Source organism: Nocardia coubleae NBRC 108252, from assembly GCF_001612805.1.
Classification (GTDB): Bacteria; Actinomycetota; Actinomycetes; order Mycobacteriales; family Mycobacteriaceae; genus Nocardia; species Nocardia coubleae.
Genome location: NZ_BDBD01000026.1, coordinates 1 through 16078, shown reverse-complemented (window position 1 = coordinate 16078; position 16078 = coordinate 1). Strand labels below are relative to the sequence as shown.

13 protein-coding genes are annotated in these 16078 nt (G+C 67.5%); 7 read left to right on the top strand and 6 right to left on the bottom strand.

The window, feature by feature from the left end:
* The first annotated feature begins 92 nt into the window (after positions 1-92).
* From NCO8_RS26355 to NCO8_RS26345, 3 genes are all read left to right on the top strand, one after another.
* Positions 93-1274 (top strand): DUF8462 domain-containing protein, encoded by a 1182-nt coding sequence (locus NCO8_RS26355; protein ID WP_067497266.1) that lies wholly within the window; start codon positions 93-95, stop codon positions 1272-1274.
* Between the two features lie 253 nt (positions 1275-1527).
* Positions 1528-2451, top strand: coding sequence for an alpha/beta fold hydrolase (locus NCO8_RS26350; protein WP_067643352.1), 924 nt, complete (start codon positions 1528-1530; stop codon positions 2449-2451).
* Positions 2452-2644: 193 nt separating this feature from the next.
* Entirely contained in the window at positions 2645-2935 is a 291-nt protein-coding gene (locus NCO8_RS26345) for an Rv0250c family protein (protein ID WP_067497270.1), read from the top strand.
* A 102-nt stretch (positions 2936-3037) separates the two neighbouring features.
* On the opposite strand, the gene NCO8_RS26340 is transcribed toward NCO8_RS26345, so the two are convergent.
* Positions 3038-4222, bottom strand: a complete 1185-nt coding sequence (locus tag NCO8_RS26340; protein WP_084457523.1) for a thiolase family protein — start codon at positions 4220-4222, stop codon at positions 3038-3040.
* A gap of 167 nt (positions 4223-4389) precedes the next feature.
* On the opposite strand from NCO8_RS26340, the gene sdhC reads away from it, so the two are divergent.
* The 3 genes from sdhC to NCO8_RS26325 are packed head-to-tail and all read left to right on the top strand — an operon-like array spanning position 4390 to position 7963.
* Complete coding sequence (gene sdhC / locus NCO8_RS26335; RefSeq protein WP_247606904.1) at positions 4390-5262, top strand: succinate dehydrogenase subunit SdhC; 873 nt, start codon at positions 4390-4392, stop codon at positions 5260-5262.
* A 29-nt stretch (positions 5263-5291) separates the two neighbouring features.
* Positions 5292-7217: a fumarate reductase/succinate dehydrogenase flavoprotein subunit gene (locus NCO8_RS26330; RefSeq protein ID WP_067643349.1), complete on the top strand. Its 1926-nt coding sequence runs from the start codon at positions 5292-5294 to the stop codon at positions 7215-7217.
* Positions 7218-7219: 2 nt separating this feature from the next.
* Complete coding sequence (locus NCO8_RS26325; RefSeq protein ID WP_067643346.1) at positions 7220-7963, top strand: succinate dehydrogenase/fumarate reductase iron-sulfur subunit; 744 nt, start codon at positions 7220-7222, stop codon at positions 7961-7963.
* 249 nt (positions 7964-8212) lie between these two features.
* Here the strand turns inward: NCO8_RS26325 and NCO8_RS26315 are convergent, their stop codons facing one another.
* The 5 genes from NCO8_RS26315 to NCO8_RS26295 all read right to left on the bottom strand — a co-directional run bounded on the left by NCO8_RS26315 (position 8213) and on the right by NCO8_RS26295 (position 13683).
* Complete coding sequence (locus NCO8_RS26315) at positions 8213-8425, bottom strand: DUF397 domain-containing protein (RefSeq protein WP_067497277.1); 213 nt, start codon at positions 8423-8425, stop codon at positions 8213-8215.
* Positions 8422-8622 (bottom strand): DUF397 domain-containing protein, encoded by a 201-nt coding sequence (locus NCO8_RS26310; RefSeq protein ID WP_067497279.1) that lies wholly within the window; start codon positions 8620-8622, stop codon positions 8422-8424. Before NCO8_RS26310 ends, NCO8_RS26315 begins: the two co-directional genes overlap by 4 nt.
* Positions 8619-9518, bottom strand: a complete 900-nt coding sequence (locus tag NCO8_RS26305; RefSeq protein WP_067643342.1) for a helix-turn-helix domain-containing protein — start codon at positions 9516-9518, stop codon at positions 8619-8621. The genes NCO8_RS26310 and NCO8_RS26305 overlap by 4 nt, the downstream gene beginning before the upstream one ends.
* Before the next feature lie 79 nt (positions 9519-9597).
* Positions 9598-10533 (bottom strand): DNA-3-methyladenine glycosylase family protein, encoded by a 936-nt coding sequence (locus tag NCO8_RS26300; RefSeq protein WP_084457497.1) that lies wholly within the window; start codon positions 10531-10533, stop codon positions 9598-9600.
* A gap of 228 nt (positions 10534-10761) precedes the next feature.
* Positions 10762-13683, bottom strand: a complete 2922-nt coding sequence (locus tag NCO8_RS26295) for an FAD-binding and (Fe-S)-binding domain-containing protein (RefSeq protein ID WP_245655506.1) — start codon at positions 13681-13683, stop codon at positions 10762-10764.
* Positions 13684-14006: 323 nt separating this feature from the next.
* On the opposite strand from NCO8_RS26295, the gene NCO8_RS26290 reads away from it, so the two are divergent.
* Entirely contained in the window at positions 14007-15890 is a 1884-nt protein-coding gene (locus tag NCO8_RS26290; protein ID WP_067643336.1) for an ABC transporter ATP-binding protein, read from the top strand.
* The last annotated feature ends 188 nt before the right edge of the window (positions 15891-16078 follow it).

Below are 16078 nucleotides of genomic sequence, written 5' to 3'. Positions count from 1 at the left end.
CTCCGTTTCTTTCTCGGGTTCGCTAGCAGTATCTAGGACACGGCACAGAGTTACCGAGATTCTGCCGTGCACACGCGCTACGGTTGCCAGGCATGGACCCCGTGCGCAATCCCTATGCTCCCGGCGCCGGTCAGCGTCCGCCCGAATTGGCCGGGCGCGACAAGCAACTCGCCGCCTTCGACATCGTCCTGGAACGGGTGGCACGCGGGCGGCCGGAGCGCAGCGTGATGCTCACCGGGTTGCGCGGAGTGGGAAAGACCGTGCTGCTCAATCAGCTTCGGTCGGCCGCGGTGTCGCGCGGCTGGGGTACCGGCAAGATCGAGGCACGGCCCGATCAGGATCTGCGCAGACCGCTGTCCTCGGCGCTGCACATGGCGGTGCGCGCGGTCGCGATGGCGCATCGCAATCCGGAACAGGTCGACGATTTCCTCGGCATCCTCAAGGCTTTCGCGTTGCGCGCCACCGCCGACAAAGGCATGCGCGAACGCTGGCAGCCGGGTATCGATGTGCCCGCGGTGACCGGCCGGGCCGATTCCGGCGATATCGAGATCGATCTGATCGAGTTGTTCAAGGAGGCCGCGGCGCTGGCCGCCGCGATCGGGGTGGGCATCGGCATATTCATCGACGAGATGCAAGATCTCGGGCCCGCCGATGTGTCGGCGATCTGCGGCGCCTGCCACGAATTGAGCCAGGATGCCGCGCCGCTGATCGTGGTCGGCGCCGGCCTGCCGCACCTGCCCGCGGTGCTGTCGGCGTCGAAAAGCTATTCCGAGCGTCTGTTCAGCTATCACCGCATCGACCGGCTCGATCGGGAGTCGGCGGATCAGGCGCTGATCGCGCCCGCCGAGCGTGAGGAGGTGAAGTTCACCTCCGAGGCGCTCGATTCGCTGTACCAAAGGGCCGACGGTTACCCGTATTTCGTGCAGGCGTACGGGAAGGCGGCCTGGGATCAGGCGCCCGAGAGCCCGATCACGGCCGAGGACGTGGCCGTGGCCTCCCCCGCGGCCGAGGAGGAACTCGCCGTCGGCTTCTTCGGTTCGCGCTACGAACGCGCGACTCCCGCGGAGCGCGAGTACATGCGGGCGATGGCCGACCTGGCCGGGGACGACGGCCCGGTCGCCACGGCCGCGGTCGCCGCCGAGCTGGGCCGTAAGCCCGCCTCGGTCTCCCCTGCCCGCGACGGGCTCATCAAGAAGGGCCTGATCTACTCCGCCGAGCGCGGGACTATCGGCTTCACGGTTCCGCATTTCGGGCGCTATCTACGCAGCGTATAGAAATATCTGGCTCTATAGCTGTTTCACTAGACATCGATATAGATGGCTGAGGAACGCCCTCTCGACACTCCTCTTCGTAGTTCTAGATGAAACCCTAGATTCCTTTAGAGATTCCTGTGATCACGGGAACCGCCACGCCGGAGTCTTTTGCGCATCGGCTGAATAACGCGGGACATGCCCGGTTAACGCCAGGGCTACCTAGGTCGAAACACCACCACAGCCCGCGAACCCAGTCGACCAGGAGGCCCAGCCCATGGACACCACAACGGCCGAGGCCCGCCGCTGCACCGTCGTCGCCGACGACGGCACGCCGATCGCCACCCGCACCTACGGCTCCCCCGACGCCCCGATGACCGTCGTCTTCGTGCACGGCCACTGCCTGCACACCGAATCGTGGGCCCACCTGCGCGAACAGCTGCGCAACCGGTGGAGTTCGGACACCAAGATGGTCTTCTACGACCACCGCGGCCACGGCGAATCCGGCCACGCCCACCACGACACCTACACCATCGACCAGCTCGCCACCGACCTCGACGCGGTGCTGCGCACGATCGCACCGGCCGGTCCGGTGGTGCTGGTCGGGCACTCGATGGGCGCCATGGTGCTGCTCGCCTACGCCCGGCTCTACCCCGAGACCATCGGCACGCGGGTCACCGGCGTCGGCCTCATCGCGGGCGCGGCGGGTGGGCTCACCGAGCTGGGTCTCGGCAGGCTGCTCAACCGGCACGCCGTCGCCTCCCTGCAGCGCGCGGTGGTCCACGCGCCGCGGGTGATGCAGGCCTCGAAGCGCCTGTCACGCTGGGTGTTCGGGCCTCTGATCCGCGAGGGCCGCGAGCGCACCAGGACGACGGCGATCGCCACGGCGATCCTCAACGAGACCGCGCTGCTCACCATGGCGGGCTTCCTGAACTCGCTGCTGACTTTCGACGAGGCGCACACCCTGCGCCGCTTCGGCGACCTGCCCGCGCTGGTGCTCGCCGGGTCGGCCGACCTGATGGTGCCGTTCACCCATTCGATCGCGCTGGCCTCGGAGCTGGCCGGTGCCGAGCTGGTGCGGATCGAGGGCGCCGGTCACAGCGTGATTCTCGAACATGCCGAAGAGGTGGCACAGGCCATCGCGGCGCTGGTGGAGCGAGCCGGTGTGAGCGTTCACAACCGCTACGCCATCGCGGGCTGACATCCAACAGTTATCCGACGGCAACCGCCGAATCCCCAGCAACTTCGGGCGTAAACCGAAAAGATCAGTTACTGTGGTGGAGATCACGTTGTGTGGTGAGTCACACAGCTCGGTGCAGCGCGGCCCGGGAGCTTTTCGGGCGTGCCCGTGATCCGGCGAGTCGGTATGCCCGCCATATACCCAGGAGGTAACGATGACACGCAGCGATATCGCGGAACTGCGCTACGCGGTCGGCCAACTCCGGCAATCGATCGGCGCACTGCGCTCCAACTACGGCGACGCGGCCACCGTGCGCCGGTTGGAGAACGACCTCGAGCGGCTCGTCATCGACGCCGAGGACTTCGAGCAGGCGCCCCCGCCGGAACTGGCCGTGCCGCGCCGGGCGGAACCGATCTATGTTCCCGACAGCAAGTCCGACGAGGCGGCCTGGATGGGTGCGCAGGACGAGGGCCTCGGCTTCCACTCGCGGCCGAGGACCAAGTAGAAGCACGACCTCGGCGCGGCAGCCTCCGGGTTGCCGCGCCGACCCCTGTCAGCGGCGCGCGAGCCTGACACACTGCCGCAGGCCCACGGTGCCGCCGACCGGTCAGGCGCGGTGTCTACCCAATCGCCGACTGCTGCGTACCCCGTGGAATCGGGCGCCGCGTGGGGTCTCGACCGGCTCGTCGGATTCGGCGGATTCGAACAGCGCGGCGATGCCGTGGTCGTGGCCGAGGGCGATGGCTTCCAACCCGAATCGCCCACCGGTGCGGCCGAGTTCGTGCAGCATCGTGGTCATGATCCGCAGGCCGGTCGCACCGACCGGGTGACCGAGCGCGATGTCGGAACCGTTCACATTGAGGCGGTCGAGCGGGTCGAGTTCCCAGGCGGTGGCCAGGGCCAGCACCTCCACCGCGTAGCCCTCGTTGATCTCGAGCAGGTCGACGTCGTCGAGCGTGTGACCGGTGCGGCCGAGCAGTTTGGCGACCGCCGGTGCGGCGCCGAGCGCGGGCCCCGAGGTGTCACAGCCCGCGGCGGCCCAGCCCGCGAGGAAGGCCATCGGGGTCAGGCCGAGCGAGGTCAGCCGGTCCTCGGCGACGACCAGGCAGGCCGACGCACCGAGCCGGTGGCTGCTCATGTTCCCCACCGTCACCACGCCGTCGGGCAGCAGGGGCCGCAGCCCGGCCAGGGTGTGTGTGGACAGGTCGTCGCGCACGCCTTCGTCACGGCCGATCTGGTGACCACCGTGTCCCGGGCCGACATCCACCGGAACCACTTCCGCGCCGAACGCGCCCTGGCGCCAGGCCCGCGCGGCTTTGCGATGACTGGCCACGGCGAATTCGTCGGCCGCGGCGCGGTCGATCCCGTAGTAGCCCGCCAGCCCTTCGGCATTGTGCAGACCCTCGACGCCGCCGGGTAGTCCGGCCGGGGTGGTCACGCATTCCACTCCCCCGGCGACCACCACGTCGGCGGCGCCGGTCTGCACCATCATGGCCGCGGTGATCACGGCCTGCAGCCCGCTGCCGCCGTGCCGGTCGGTGAGAAAGCCGGGCACCGCGAACGGCAGCCCGGCGCCCCGGGCGGCCAGCGCACCGACGGCAGGCACGTTCGCCAGGCCACCGTCGACGCAGGCCATGGCGACGTCTTCGATGCGTAGCGGGTCGATGCCGGAGCGTTCGATCACCGCCGAAAGGACCGTCGTCGCCAGCCACTCGGCGGGCATTCCCGACAGCGCCCCGCCCTCCACCCCGCTCGGGGTGCGGACCGGCGCCACGATCGCGGCTCTTCTCATGGCCATAGGGCACCACACGTTTGTTGCACCGGCATGACGCGCCTTCACAGGCGCAACGCTGTGATGGAGATCACCGCCATACGAGGCAGGTGAGTGCGTGCGACCCGACTCGAGCGGCCGGAACACAGGCGTATGGTGCTCCACATCACAGTCCACAGCGGTGGGGAATGATTGCCGCCGCACACCTGCAGAGCAGCGAGGCATCGACCGTGAGTGCCGCACCGACCACCACCCCCGCCGCGGGGACCGGCGTCTTCAGCCGAACAAGGGCCCGTATCGCCGCGCGCACATTGCGCACCGACCGCTGGTGGCTGCCACCGCTGCTCACCACCCTCGGCCTGATCGCCTTCGTCGCCTACGCGACGGTCAGATCATTTGTGCGCACGGCCTATTGGGTGCCGGAGTACCACTATCTGACGCCGTTCTACTCCCCCTGCCTCAGCGATTCGTGTGTGCCGGGTTCGAGCCATTTCGGTACGCCGTTTCCCGAGCTGCCGATGTGGATTCCGCTCGGGTTCGTGGTGCTGCCGTTCCTGCTCGGGTTCCGGCTCACCTGCTACTACTACCGCAAGGCCTACTACCGGTCGATGTGGATGTCGCCGCCGGCGTGTGCGGTGGCCGAACCGCACGCGCGCTACAGCGGCGAGACACGGTTGCCGCTCATCATCCAGAACGCGCACCGCTACTTCTTCTATGTGGCGCTGGTCGTTTCACTGATCAACACCTACGACGCACTGTCGGCGTTCCACGGCAGCGGCGGCGGTTTCGGCTTCGGCCTGGGCAATGTGGTGTTGCTGGTGAACGTCGTCCTGCTGTGGGCGTACACGCTGTCGTGCCATTCGTGCAGGCATATCGCGGGCGGCAGGCTCAAGCATTTCTCGGCTCACCCGGTGCGGTACTGGTTCTGGACGCAGGTGTCCAAACTCAACACCCGCCACATGGCACTGGCCTGGACCACGCTCGGCACCCTCGTCCTCACCGACTTCTACGTGATGTTGGTGGCGAGCCAGACCATTTCGGATCTGCGGTTCGTGAACTGAACCGCGACAACGCGAGGAGCTTCATTTCGATGCCAGAGGTGGAACGGCACGACTACGACGTCGTGGTGATCGGGGCGGGCGGCGCAGGTCTGCGAGCCGTGATCGAGGCACGCGAGCAAGGCTTTTCGGTGGCGGTGGTGTGTAAGTCGCTGTTCGGCAAGGCACACACCGTGATGGCCGAGGGCGGGTGCGCGGCCTCGATGGGCAATGCCAACGAGAAGGACAACTGGCAGACCCACTTCAAGGACACGATGCGCGGCGGCAAGTTCCTCAACAACTGGCGGATGGCCGAGCTGCACGCCCGCGAGGCAGCCGACCGGGTGTGGGAGCTGGAAACCTATGGGGCACTATTCGATCGGACGCCTGACGGACGCATCTCCCAGCGCAATTTCGGCGGCCACACCTACCCGCGCCTGGCGCATGTGGGTGACCGGACGGGGCTGGAACTGATCCGGACCATGCAGCAGAAGATCGTGTCGCTGCAGCAGGAGGACTACGCGGCGACCGGCGATTACGAGGCGCGGATCAAGGTCTTCGCCGAGTGCACGATCACCGAGCTGCTCACCGAGGGCGGAAAGATCGCCGGTGCGTTCGGGTACTACCGCGAATCGGGGCAATTCGTGCTGTTCCGGGCGCCCGCGGTGGTGCTCGCGACCGGCGGTATCGGCAAGTCCTACAAGGTCACCTCGAACTCGTGGGAGTACACCGGCGACGGACACGCCCTCGCGCTGCGCGCAGGCGCCACCCTGATCAATATGGAGTTCCTGCAATTCCATCCGACGGGCATGGTGTGGCCGCCGAGTGTGAAGGGGATCCTCGTCACCGAGGGTGTGCGCGGCGACGGTGGCGTGCTGAAGAACTCCGAGGGCAAGCGGTTCATGTTCGACTACATCCCGCCGGTGTTCAAAGGCCAATACGCCGAGACCGAGGACGAGGCCGATCAGTGGTTGCGCGACAACGACTCCGCGCGCCGCACCCCCGACCTGCTCCCCCGCGACGAAGTGGCACGCGCGATCAACGAAGAGGTGAAGGCGGGCCGCGGCACCGAACACGGTGGGGTGTACCTGGATATCGCGTCCCGGATGCCCGCCGAGGAGATCGTGCGGCGGTTGCCGTCGATGCATCACCAGTTCAAGGAGCTGGCCGATGTGGACATCACCGCCGAACCGATGGAGGTCGGCCCGACCTGCCACTACGTGATGGGTGGTATCGAGGTCGATCCCGACACCGGTGCGGCCGTGGTTCCCGGATTGTTCGCTGCCGGTGAGTGTTCCGGCGGCATGCACGGTTCCAATCGACTGGGCGGGAATTCGCTGTCGGACCTGCTGGTGTTCGGCAGAAGGGCCGGTCTCGGCGCCGCAGCCTACGTCGGCGGGCTGACCGAGCGTCCCGCACCCACCGACGCCGATATCGAGTCGGCGGCGAAAACGGCTCTCGCACCGTTCGATCCGCCGACGGACGGCGCAGGCGAGAACCCGTACACCCTGCACGCCGAGCTGCAGGAGGCGATGAACGACCTCGTCGGCATCATCCGCAAGGAGCACGAGGTGCGCGAGGCCATCGACAAACTGGCCGACCTGCGCGCCCGGTACGCACGGGTCACCGTGGTCGGCAACCGGCACTTCAACCCCGGCTGGCACCTGGCGCTCGACCTGGCCAACATGCTGCTGGTCAGCGAATGCGTTGCCCAGGCGGCGCTGTTGCGCACCGAGAGCCGAGGTGGACACACCCGCGACGACCACCCGGGCATGGACCCGACCTGGCGCAATTCGCTGCTGGTCTGTGCGCTCGATCCGGCGCGCTCGGACGGACTGGTTCCCGGCGTCACCGTCACCCGCAAGGAACAGACTCCCATGCGCGAGGACCTGCTGGCCCTGTTCGAATTCTCCGAGCTCGAAAAGTACTACACCGAGCAAGAATTGGCAGCCCACCCGGCGGCCGAAGGAAAGGCGTGACCATGGGATACGACGCTCGTTTCCGGGTCTGGCGCGGTGACATCGACGGCGGCGACCTGCAGGACTACACCGTCGCGGTGAACGAGGGCGAGGTGGTGCTCGACATCATCCACCGCCTGCAGGCCACCCAGACCCCCGACCTGGCGGTGCGCTGGAATTGCAAGGCGGGCAAGTGCGGTTCGTGTTCGGCCGAGGTGAACGGGCGGCCACGGTTGCTGTGCATGACCCGCATGTCGACGTTCGCTCCCGACGAGGTCATCACGGTGACCCCGATGCGCACCTTCCCGGTGGTCAAGGATCTCGTCACCGACGTGTCGTTCAACTACGAGAAGGCCAGGGAGATACCGTCTTTCGTGCCGCCGGAGCTGGCGCCGGGCGAGTACCGGATGAAGCAGATCGATGTGGAGCGCTCGCAGGAGTTCCGCAAGTGCATCGAGTGTTTCCTGTGCCAGAACACCTGTCACGTGGTGCGCGATCACGAGGAGAACAAGCAGGAATTCGCCGGGCCGCGCTACCTGATGCGCATCGCGGAGCTGGAGATGCACCCGCTCGACACCGCCGACCGGCGCGAACTCGCCCAGGAGGACGCGGGTCTCGGCTATTGCAATATCACCAAATGCTGCACCGAGGTGTGCCCGGAACACATCAAGATCACCGACAATGCGTTGATTCCGCTCAAGGAGCGGGTGGTCGACCGTAAATACGATCCGATTGTCTGGCTCGGCAATAAATTGTTCCGGCGGTGAGACCGTGGCTGTCCGCTACAAGACAGCCACGGTCCCTACCGCTACCGATCCGACCAGTAATCCGATGAACAGCGCCGCGAGCAACGATCCGGTGAGTGTGTAGATTCCGATCGCCGATACCGCGAAAAGCAGGATCACGATCAGGCGTTCCACCCCGTCCTCAGGCGCCAGCCTCCGGTACCGGGGTGCAGTTTTCTTCAACCCTCGGTCCATGGCGAAGGATTACCCACCGGGGGCATTCGGCAAACGTTACGGGCGGTCGAACTCACCGTCGTGTACGCCCGCCGTGAACGCCGCCCATTCGCTCGGGGTGAAGATGAGCACCGGGCCGTCCGGGTTCTTGCCGTCACGCAGGGCTACGTTGCCCTCGTCGAGCATTGCCACCTCGACGCTCGCGTCGTCACCGTCGCCTGCGCGCTGCCAGGTGGCCCCGGTGAGGTCGATATCGCGTTTGGTGTTCACGCCAGTACCCCGGTGTCGATGCTGCGGGTGAAGGCGTCCCAGCTCGGTCCGTCGAAGACCAGCGCCGGCCCGGCCGGATTCTTGCTGTCACGCACGCCGACGTGCCCGCCGAACAGAAAGGCAACTTCCACGCAATCTTTGTTCGCGCTGCTGCGGGTGCTCTTGAACCAGTGTGCGTCGACGAGATCGAAACTCATGCCACATACTCCTTCGCGACCCGCCGGAGCAGGTCTCTACTCGGTTGACAGTCCAGCGCATGGCGCCGGAGGCACTCGTGAGCCCGGTCGTACCGTGTGACATCCGTGCGTCGTTCCAGGTAGAGGTCGCCGGTAAAGCCTTCGGCGTACACCACCGGTGGTTCGACCGGTTTACCGCTGCCATCGGTGCCGAACTCGAGAACCGTGAAAGGTCCGGTGGAGACTCCGAGTGGAACACCGGCGGCAAACGGCAGAATACGCAGTGCGACATTGCCCCGGGTACCGAAATCGGCAAGATGGCGCAACTGCGCAGCCATCACCTTGGCATTACCGACGACGCGATGCAAGACCGACTCGTGCACAACGACATCGAGTTCGGCCGGTTCGTGTTCGCGCCCGATCAGGGTCTGGCGTTGCATGCGCAGCGATACGCGCCGTTCGAGTTCGGCGGGTGAATCCTTCGGGCAGGCAAGTCGATTCAGTGTGCGCACATAGTCCGCGGTCTGCAGCAGACCGGGGACGAGCTCGGATTGATAGGTGCGCAGGGTGCGGGCGGAGGCCTCCAATCCGATGTAGATGTCGAAGTTCTCTGGAATGAGGTCGCCGTACGCGTGCCACCAGCTCTTGACGGCGGCCTGCTGAGCCAGACCGGCCAATCCGTCGGTGACCTCGCGTGGGACGCCGTAGATGCGGCAGAGTTCATTGATATCGATGGTGCGGATGCGGTCGGCGTGGCCCTTTTCCAGGCGTTGCAGGGTGCTCGCGCCCCATTCCATGCGTTTGGCCGCCTCGGCGATGGTCAGGCCCGCCTTGGTCCGCCATTCACGCAGATGGCGGCCGAGTTGACGGCGCGGCAGCGTAGACGCCGCCGGAGTTCGGTTAGATGCAGTGGCCACAGCCGTGCTCCTTCGATTCGCGCTGTGGGGAATCCTGCACTCTCCCTTGGGTTCCGTGCAGTGAATTGGGGCCGATCGATCAGCGGTCGCGGTGATCGGTGATCGGTGTGCGCGGGCCGAATTTCGGTTTGTGGGCCTGGCCGCTGAGCATGAGCAGACGCACGGCCCGATACCGGTGTGGGCGAAGAGGTTCCAGGTAGGCGACCATGGCGTCGTCGTCGATGGGGCGCCCGAGCAGGCTCCAGCCGACGGTGGCGGCCAGGTGGAAGTCGCCGACGGAGAGGGCGTCGGCGTCACCGAACGCGCGCTGTGCGGTCTCGGCGACGGTCCACACGCCGATGCCGGGGATGCTGCGCAGCCGGGTCGCCGCTTCCCGCGGGTCGAGGCGGGCGGTGCGTTCGATGGCGTCGGCCACGCGGGCGGCGCGCACGATCGTCTGCGCGCGCTGTGGGCCCACATTGGCCCGGTGGAATTTCCACGACGGTATCCGCCGCCAGGTGTCGGCGTCCGGCGCGATCATCAGGTCGCCCGGACCGGGGGCCTTGGTGCCGAACTCGCGCACCAGCGTGCGGTACGCCGCGAAGGAGGACTTGGTGTGCACCTTCTGCTCGAGAATGGCCGGGATCAGCGATTCGAGCACCAGGCCGGTGCGCAGCATCCGCAGGCCGGGAACACGGCGGTGCGCCTCGACCAGCTTGGGATGCTCGGGGGCGAAATCCTCGACGTTCTCCTCGAGGCACAGCATGCGGTCCAGGCCGCTGAGGAACTCCTCGGCACCGGGACCCCAGGCGCGCGCGTGCACGCCGTCACGGCCGTCCTGGGTGAGCCGGTAGGTGACCGGGCCGCTCGGCAGGCGCGAGGCATGCCAGTGCGAGCCGTCCGGGTCGGTGCGATGGCAGGGATCGCCCATTCCCCGGCGCAGGGGCGCCACCGTGAGCCCCACGTCGAAGGGCCTGCTCGACCGGACCGTCCGCGACAGCCCGGCCAGGTCCGGGTTCAGGGTCTGGTCACGCACCGACCCATTGTGCGCCCTTCTCCCCCGACGACGCCATTTCGTAATACCGACCACATTCGCGACGATGAAACCCTCGTCGGCAAACAGTCGGCATCCCCTCGTCACAGGAGGCAACGGATGATCACGGACGCGCTCAACTGGCTGCTCGCCGCATGGGGCAATATCTTCGCAGGCAGCTCCGGGTATCAGATCCCGCCGGGCACCCTGCCCTTCGGCAGCTGAGCCCGGTCACCGTTCCAGCAGGTACCTGGCCAGATGCAGGCCGGGTCTGCGGGCCAGCTGGGCGGCCTGGGTGCGGCAGGAGAAGCCGTCGGCCAGGAAGACCGCGTCCGGTGCCAGCGTTTCCAGCGCCGGGAGCAGAGCATTGTTCGCGACCGCTACGGAGATGTCGTAGTGGCCTTGCTGCATGCCGAAGTTTCCGGCGAGCCCGCAGCAACCGGCCAGTTCCCGGACCGTCACGCCCATCGCCGCGAGGATGGTTCGTTCGGCGGTGAGGCCGCCGACGGCGTGCTGGTGGCAGTGCGGCTGGACGACCACCGTGTCCGCGCGGGCCGGTGGTCGCCAGTCGGGGTGCTCGAGGAGGAATTCGGCGAGCGTGCGGACCGATGCGGCCACCCGGGCGGCGCGTGGGTCGTCGGGGAGCAGTTCGGGGAGGTCGGCGCGCAGGGTGGCGGTGCAGGACGGTTCCAGCCCGACCACCTTGCCGCCCTCGGCCACGTGGGGGGCCAGCGCCTCGACGGTGGCGCGCAGGCGGCTGCGTGCGCCGTCGAGCTGGCCGGTGCTGATCCAGGTGAGGCCACAGCAGACGCGGGTGGTGGGGATGACGACCCGGTAGCCGAGTCGTTCGAGGAGTTCTGTTGCGGCGAGCGCGTTTTCAGGGTCGAAGGTGTCGGTGAAGGTGTCGATCCAGAGCATGACGGTGCCGCGTTCACCCGGCTGAGTGGCATGTTCACGGTCGATCGCGAGCTGTGCGAAGGGAGGGTGCGCACTCGATAGCGGCTCGGTGCGCTGGTTTGCGCCGAGCGCCGACCACATTCGACGGAATGACTTCGGCGCCAGCGTCGGCATCTCGCGGCGAGTGTCTATGCGAGACAGGCGCATTCCGATTCGACGCAGGAAGGTTGCGCCGGCGAGCCTGTTGACCAGGCGTGGGGCACGTTGCGCCAGGGCGAGCCAGCGGGGGAGTTGGCCGAGTACATAGTGATCCACGGGGCGGGGGCGACGGCGGTAGCGGCGGTAGAGGGTTTCGGATTTGTAGGTGGCCATGTCGACGCCTGCCGGGCAATCCGAGGAACAGGCCTTGCACGACAGGCACAGGTCGAGGGATTCCTCGACTTCCTTTGCGCGCCAGTCCAGTTCCCCACGGACCACTTCTTGGAGGACCCGCGCGCGACCACGTGTGGTGTCCTTTTCGTCGCCGGTCGCCAGGTACGACGGGCACATGAAGCCACCCGACGCACCGGTGTCGGCTCGGCACTTTCCGATTCCTACACATCTGTGCACAGCTGTGGATAAATCGCCGTTGTCGTTGTGGAGGGCGAAGCCATGGGCCCGGACCGGGCTCAGACCGGCTACGCGCAGGTCGGTGTCGACGGGGCGCGGGGCGACCAGCACGCCCGGGTTCAGGATGCCGTCCGGGTCGAACAGGGATTTGAAGCCGGCGAAGGCTCTGCGTGCGGCCGGCGAGTACATGACCTCCAGCAGTTCGGAGCGGGCGCGACCGTCACCGTGTTCGCCGGACAGTGAACCACCGTGGCGCACAACCAGATGCGCCGCGTCGAAGAGGAACGAGCGGAAGCGCTGTGGTGCATCGGCGATGGGGAAATCGAGGCGGACGTGGATGCAGCCGTCACCGAGGTGGCCGTAGAGGAGCCCGGATACGTCGTATTCCTCGGTGAGCGAGGCGAATTCGCGCAGGTAGGTGCCGAGATTTTCCGGCGGGACTGCGGCGTCCTCCCAACCAGGCCAGGCCGGCTTGCCGTCGGGGGAGCGGCCGGCGAGGCCCGCACCGTCGGCCCGGATACGCCAGAGTGCTTTCGTCTCAGCGGCATCCGTGACTATGCGGTGGTCGTCGGCGTGAGCTTCCCTGACGAGTTGCCGGGCTAGCGCCAAGGCTTCGGCGGGTGTGGCGCCTGCGGTTTCTACGAACAGCCAGCCGCGGCCGCGTGGGAGGTCGGGGACCTTGCCGCGGTGGGTGCGCACGACGTCGACCAGACCGGCATCAATTCCCTCCACCGCGATCGGTGCGCACTGCATGACGGCTGCGATATCGTCTGCGGCCGAGGCGATATCGGGGTAGCCGAGAACGGTGAGGACTGTCGCGTCCGGCAGGGGAGCAAGCTCGACTTCGGCCTCGAGCAGCACGCCGCACGTGCCTTCCGAGCCTACGAAAGCCTTCGCTATCGACGAACCTCGCTCCGGCAAGAGGTGTTCCAGGCTGTATCCCGAGGCTTGCCTGTCGAACCGGCCGAGTTCTGTCCGCAGCACCGCGAGGTTGTCGCGGGTGAATTCGGCCAGGCCCGGTATCGCGGAAAGCCCGGATGTTCGGAGGCCGCTGTCCGGCAATCGGCCGTCGGCGTGCGACCGCGCAGGCGTGGAAGAGCCGGTGCCGAAGCGCCGCTCGGTGGCCGTTCCGTCGAGAATGCGCAGTTCACGGACCGTGTCGGAGGTTCGGCCCCAGGCCAGGGCGTGGGGACCGCAGGCGTTGTTGCCGATCATGCCGCCGAGGGTGCAGCGGTCCTGGGTGGAGGGGTCGGGACCGAAGCGCAGGCCGTGCGGGCGCAGGTGGGCTTGGAGGTCGGAGAGTACGAGACCCGGTTGAACCCGAGCGGTTGCGGACTCCACGTCGACCGCGCGGACAGCATTCATATGGCGGCTGAAATCGACGACGATCCCGGGGCCGATCGCGTTTCCGGCGACGGAAGTGCCCGCGCCACGCGGGGTCACGGACAGGTCGTTCTCGCGCGCGAATTCGAGCGTGGCCGCCACATCGTCGTCGCCGCGGGGGAAAACGACCATGGTGGGCCGGACGCGATAGTTGGAGGCGTCGGAGGAGTACTCGGCCAGTCTGCGCGAAGACACATCGACCACACAGCCGACCCGCGCTCGCAAGGCATCGGCCGCCCGCTCCGCATCCACGCGCCTCGTCACCCGTCCAGCCTATTCCCGGTAGTTGCCTCGGCCCGGGCGCCCACCCCCACGCACGCCGGGCCATTCGGCACTGCTCGGGTCGACCACCTCCGGCCGCGCCGCCGCAGCCGACCGGGGAGGCCGGCCTCAGCAAGGACCGGCCGGTCAGCCTGCAGAAGGCGCAGCGGGTCACCCACCGCAGCCCCGTCACCCGCACCATGCAGTTGCTGCCACCTCCCGGTCCAGGTGTGTGGCGCCGAATTTCGGCTTGCTCTCAACCTAACTTGAGGTTCTACTGTCGGTGGGCAGGAGTTGACTGGGCGGGGAGCCGAGGGAGAGCACACATGAGTATCGAGTCCGTGGCCTACAGCCAGATGTATCGGCGGATGAACGCGCCGGAGGAGGAGCGGCCGTTCAGCATGGCCACCGCGCGCCGGATCCTGCGGTTCGCGCAGGCGCATCGGCGCCGGATTTCGGCGTTCCTGCTGCTCAGCGTGGTTGCCGCCGTGCTCGGTGTCGCGACGCCGGTGCTGGCGGGCAAGGTGGTCAACGACATCGTCAATGGGTCGGCGCCGCGCACGGTGGTGATTCTGGCGCTCGCCATCGCGGGGTTGGCGATCGTCGACGCGGGCCTCGGGCTGGTGATCCGGTGGTTGTCGGCGCGGATCGGTGAAGGACTGATCCTCGACCTGCGGACCGCCGTGTTCGACCATGTGCAGAAGATGCCGGTGGCGTTCTTCACCCGGACCAGGACCGGTGCGCTGGTGAGCAGGCTGAACTCCGATGTGATCGGGGCGCAGCGCGCGTTCAGCGACACCTTGTCCGGCGTGATCACCAACCTGGTGACGCTGCTGCTCACCCTCGCGGTGATGCTCAGCATCTCCTGGCAGATCACGCTGCTGGCACTCGTGCTGCTTCCGGTGTTCGTCATCCCGGCCCGGCGCGCGGGTAATCGGCTCGCGGAGATGCAGCGCGAGGCCGCCCAGCTCAACGCGGCCATGAGCACGCAGATGACCGAGCGGTTCTCCGCGCCCGGCGCCACCCTGGTGAAGCTGTTCGGCAGGCCGCAGCAGGAGTCGGCGGAATTCGCGGTCCGGGCCACCCGGGTGCGCGATATCGGGGTGCGTACGGCGATGTTGCAGACCACGTTCGTCACCTCGCTCACGCTGGTGTCGGCTCTGGCGCTGGCCCTGGTCTACGGTCTCGGCGGTTGGTACGCGCTGGCAGGCAGCCTCGACGCGGGGTCGGTCGTCGCGCTGTCGCTGCTGCTGACCAGGCTCTACACCCCGCTCACCGCGCTGGCGAGTGCCCGGCTCGAGATCATGTCGGCGCTGGTGAGCTTCGAGCGGGTGTTCGAGGTGCTGGATCTGAAGCCGCTGATCGAGGACGCGCCCGGCGCCGTCGCGGTGCCCGACGGCCCGGTCTCGGTGGAACTGGACGGCGTGCACTTCGGGTACCCGTCGGCCGACAAGGTGTCGCTCGCCTCGCTAGAAGACGTCGCCACGCTCGACACCCGCGGCGGGGTGGAGGTGCTCCACGATGTGTCGCTGCGCGCCGAGCCAGGCCAGCTGGTCGCGCTCGTCGGTTCCTCCGGTGCGGGCAAATCGACCATCGCCCAACTGGTTTCGCGGCTCTACGATGTCGACTCCGGCGCGGTCCGGCTCAACGGCACCGACGTGCGTGAGCTCACCACCGAGTCGATCCAGCGCGCCGTCGGCCTGGTCACCCAGGACGGGCACCTGTTCCACGACACCATCCGCGCCAACCTGCTGCTCGCCCGCCCCGAAGCCACCGAAGACGAACTCTGGGACGCCCTGCACCGCGCCCGCCTCGGCGACCTGGCCGACTCGCTCACCGACGGCCTCGACACCGTCGTCGGCGAACGCGGCTACCGCCTCTCCGGCGGCGAACGCCAACGCCTCACCATCGCCCGCCTGCTGCTCAAGCAGCCGCGCGTGGTGATCCTCGACGAGGCGACCGCCTCCCTGGACTCCACCTCCGAAGCCGCCGTCCAGGAAGCCCTCACCGAGGCCCTCACCGGCCGCACCGCCCTGGTGATCGCCCACCGCCTCTCGACCATCCGCGCCGCCGACCAGATCCTCGTCCTGGAAGACGGCCGCATCATCGAACGCGGCACCCACGCCGACCTCCTCAACGCCGACGGCCGCTACGCCGAGCTGTACCGCACCCAGTTCGCCGACGACCCGATGGCACCAGCCATCGCTTGATTTGAACCCCGGGCCGGAACTCCTCGGAGCCCGCCACACACCGCACTCCCAGCCACCCGGCACCACTCAGGTAAGCCACCTACCGCATTTCCAGCCACACCGAACTACCTCGGTGTTTTGTGCACCACAAAGGTATTGGACTGTATTTTTGGAGCGCTGGCGCGCTCGAGCGCGGCCCCGAGAGGGCC

Excerpts from the sequence above, each read along its gene's own strand:
- NCO8_RS26355 (WP_067497266.1), top strand. The coding sequence starts at position 93 with ATGGACCCCGTGCGCAATCCCTATGCTCCCGGCGCCGGTCAGCGTCCG.
- NCO8_RS26350 (WP_067643352.1), top strand. The coding sequence starts at position 1,528 with ATGGACACCACAACGGCCGAGGCCCGCCGCTGCACCGTCGTCGCCGAC.
- NCO8_RS26345 (WP_067497270.1), top strand. The coding sequence starts at position 2,645 with ATGACACGCAGCGATATCGCGGAACTGCGCTACGCGGTCGGCCAACTC.
- NCO8_RS26340 (WP_084457523.1), bottom strand. The coding sequence starts at position 4,222 with ATGAGAAGAGCCGCGATCGTGGCGCCGGTCCGCACCCCGAGCGGGGTG.
- sdhC (WP_247606904.1), top strand. The coding sequence starts at position 4,390 with ATGATTGCCGCCGCACACCTGCAGAGCAGCGAGGCATCGACCGTGAGT.
- NCO8_RS26330 (WP_067643349.1), top strand. The coding sequence starts at position 5,292 with ATGCCAGAGGTGGAACGGCACGACTACGACGTCGTGGTGATCGGGGCG.
- NCO8_RS26325 (WP_067643346.1), top strand. The coding sequence starts at position 7,220 with ATGGGATACGACGCTCGTTTCCGGGTCTGGCGCGGTGACATCGACGGC.
- NCO8_RS26310 (WP_067497279.1), bottom strand. The coding sequence starts at position 8,622 with ATGAGTTTCGATCTCGTCGACGCACACTGGTTCAAGAGCACCCGCAGC.
- NCO8_RS26290 (WP_067643336.1), top strand. The coding sequence starts at position 14,007 with ATGAGTATCGAGTCCGTGGCCTACAGCCAGATGTATCGGCGGATGAAC.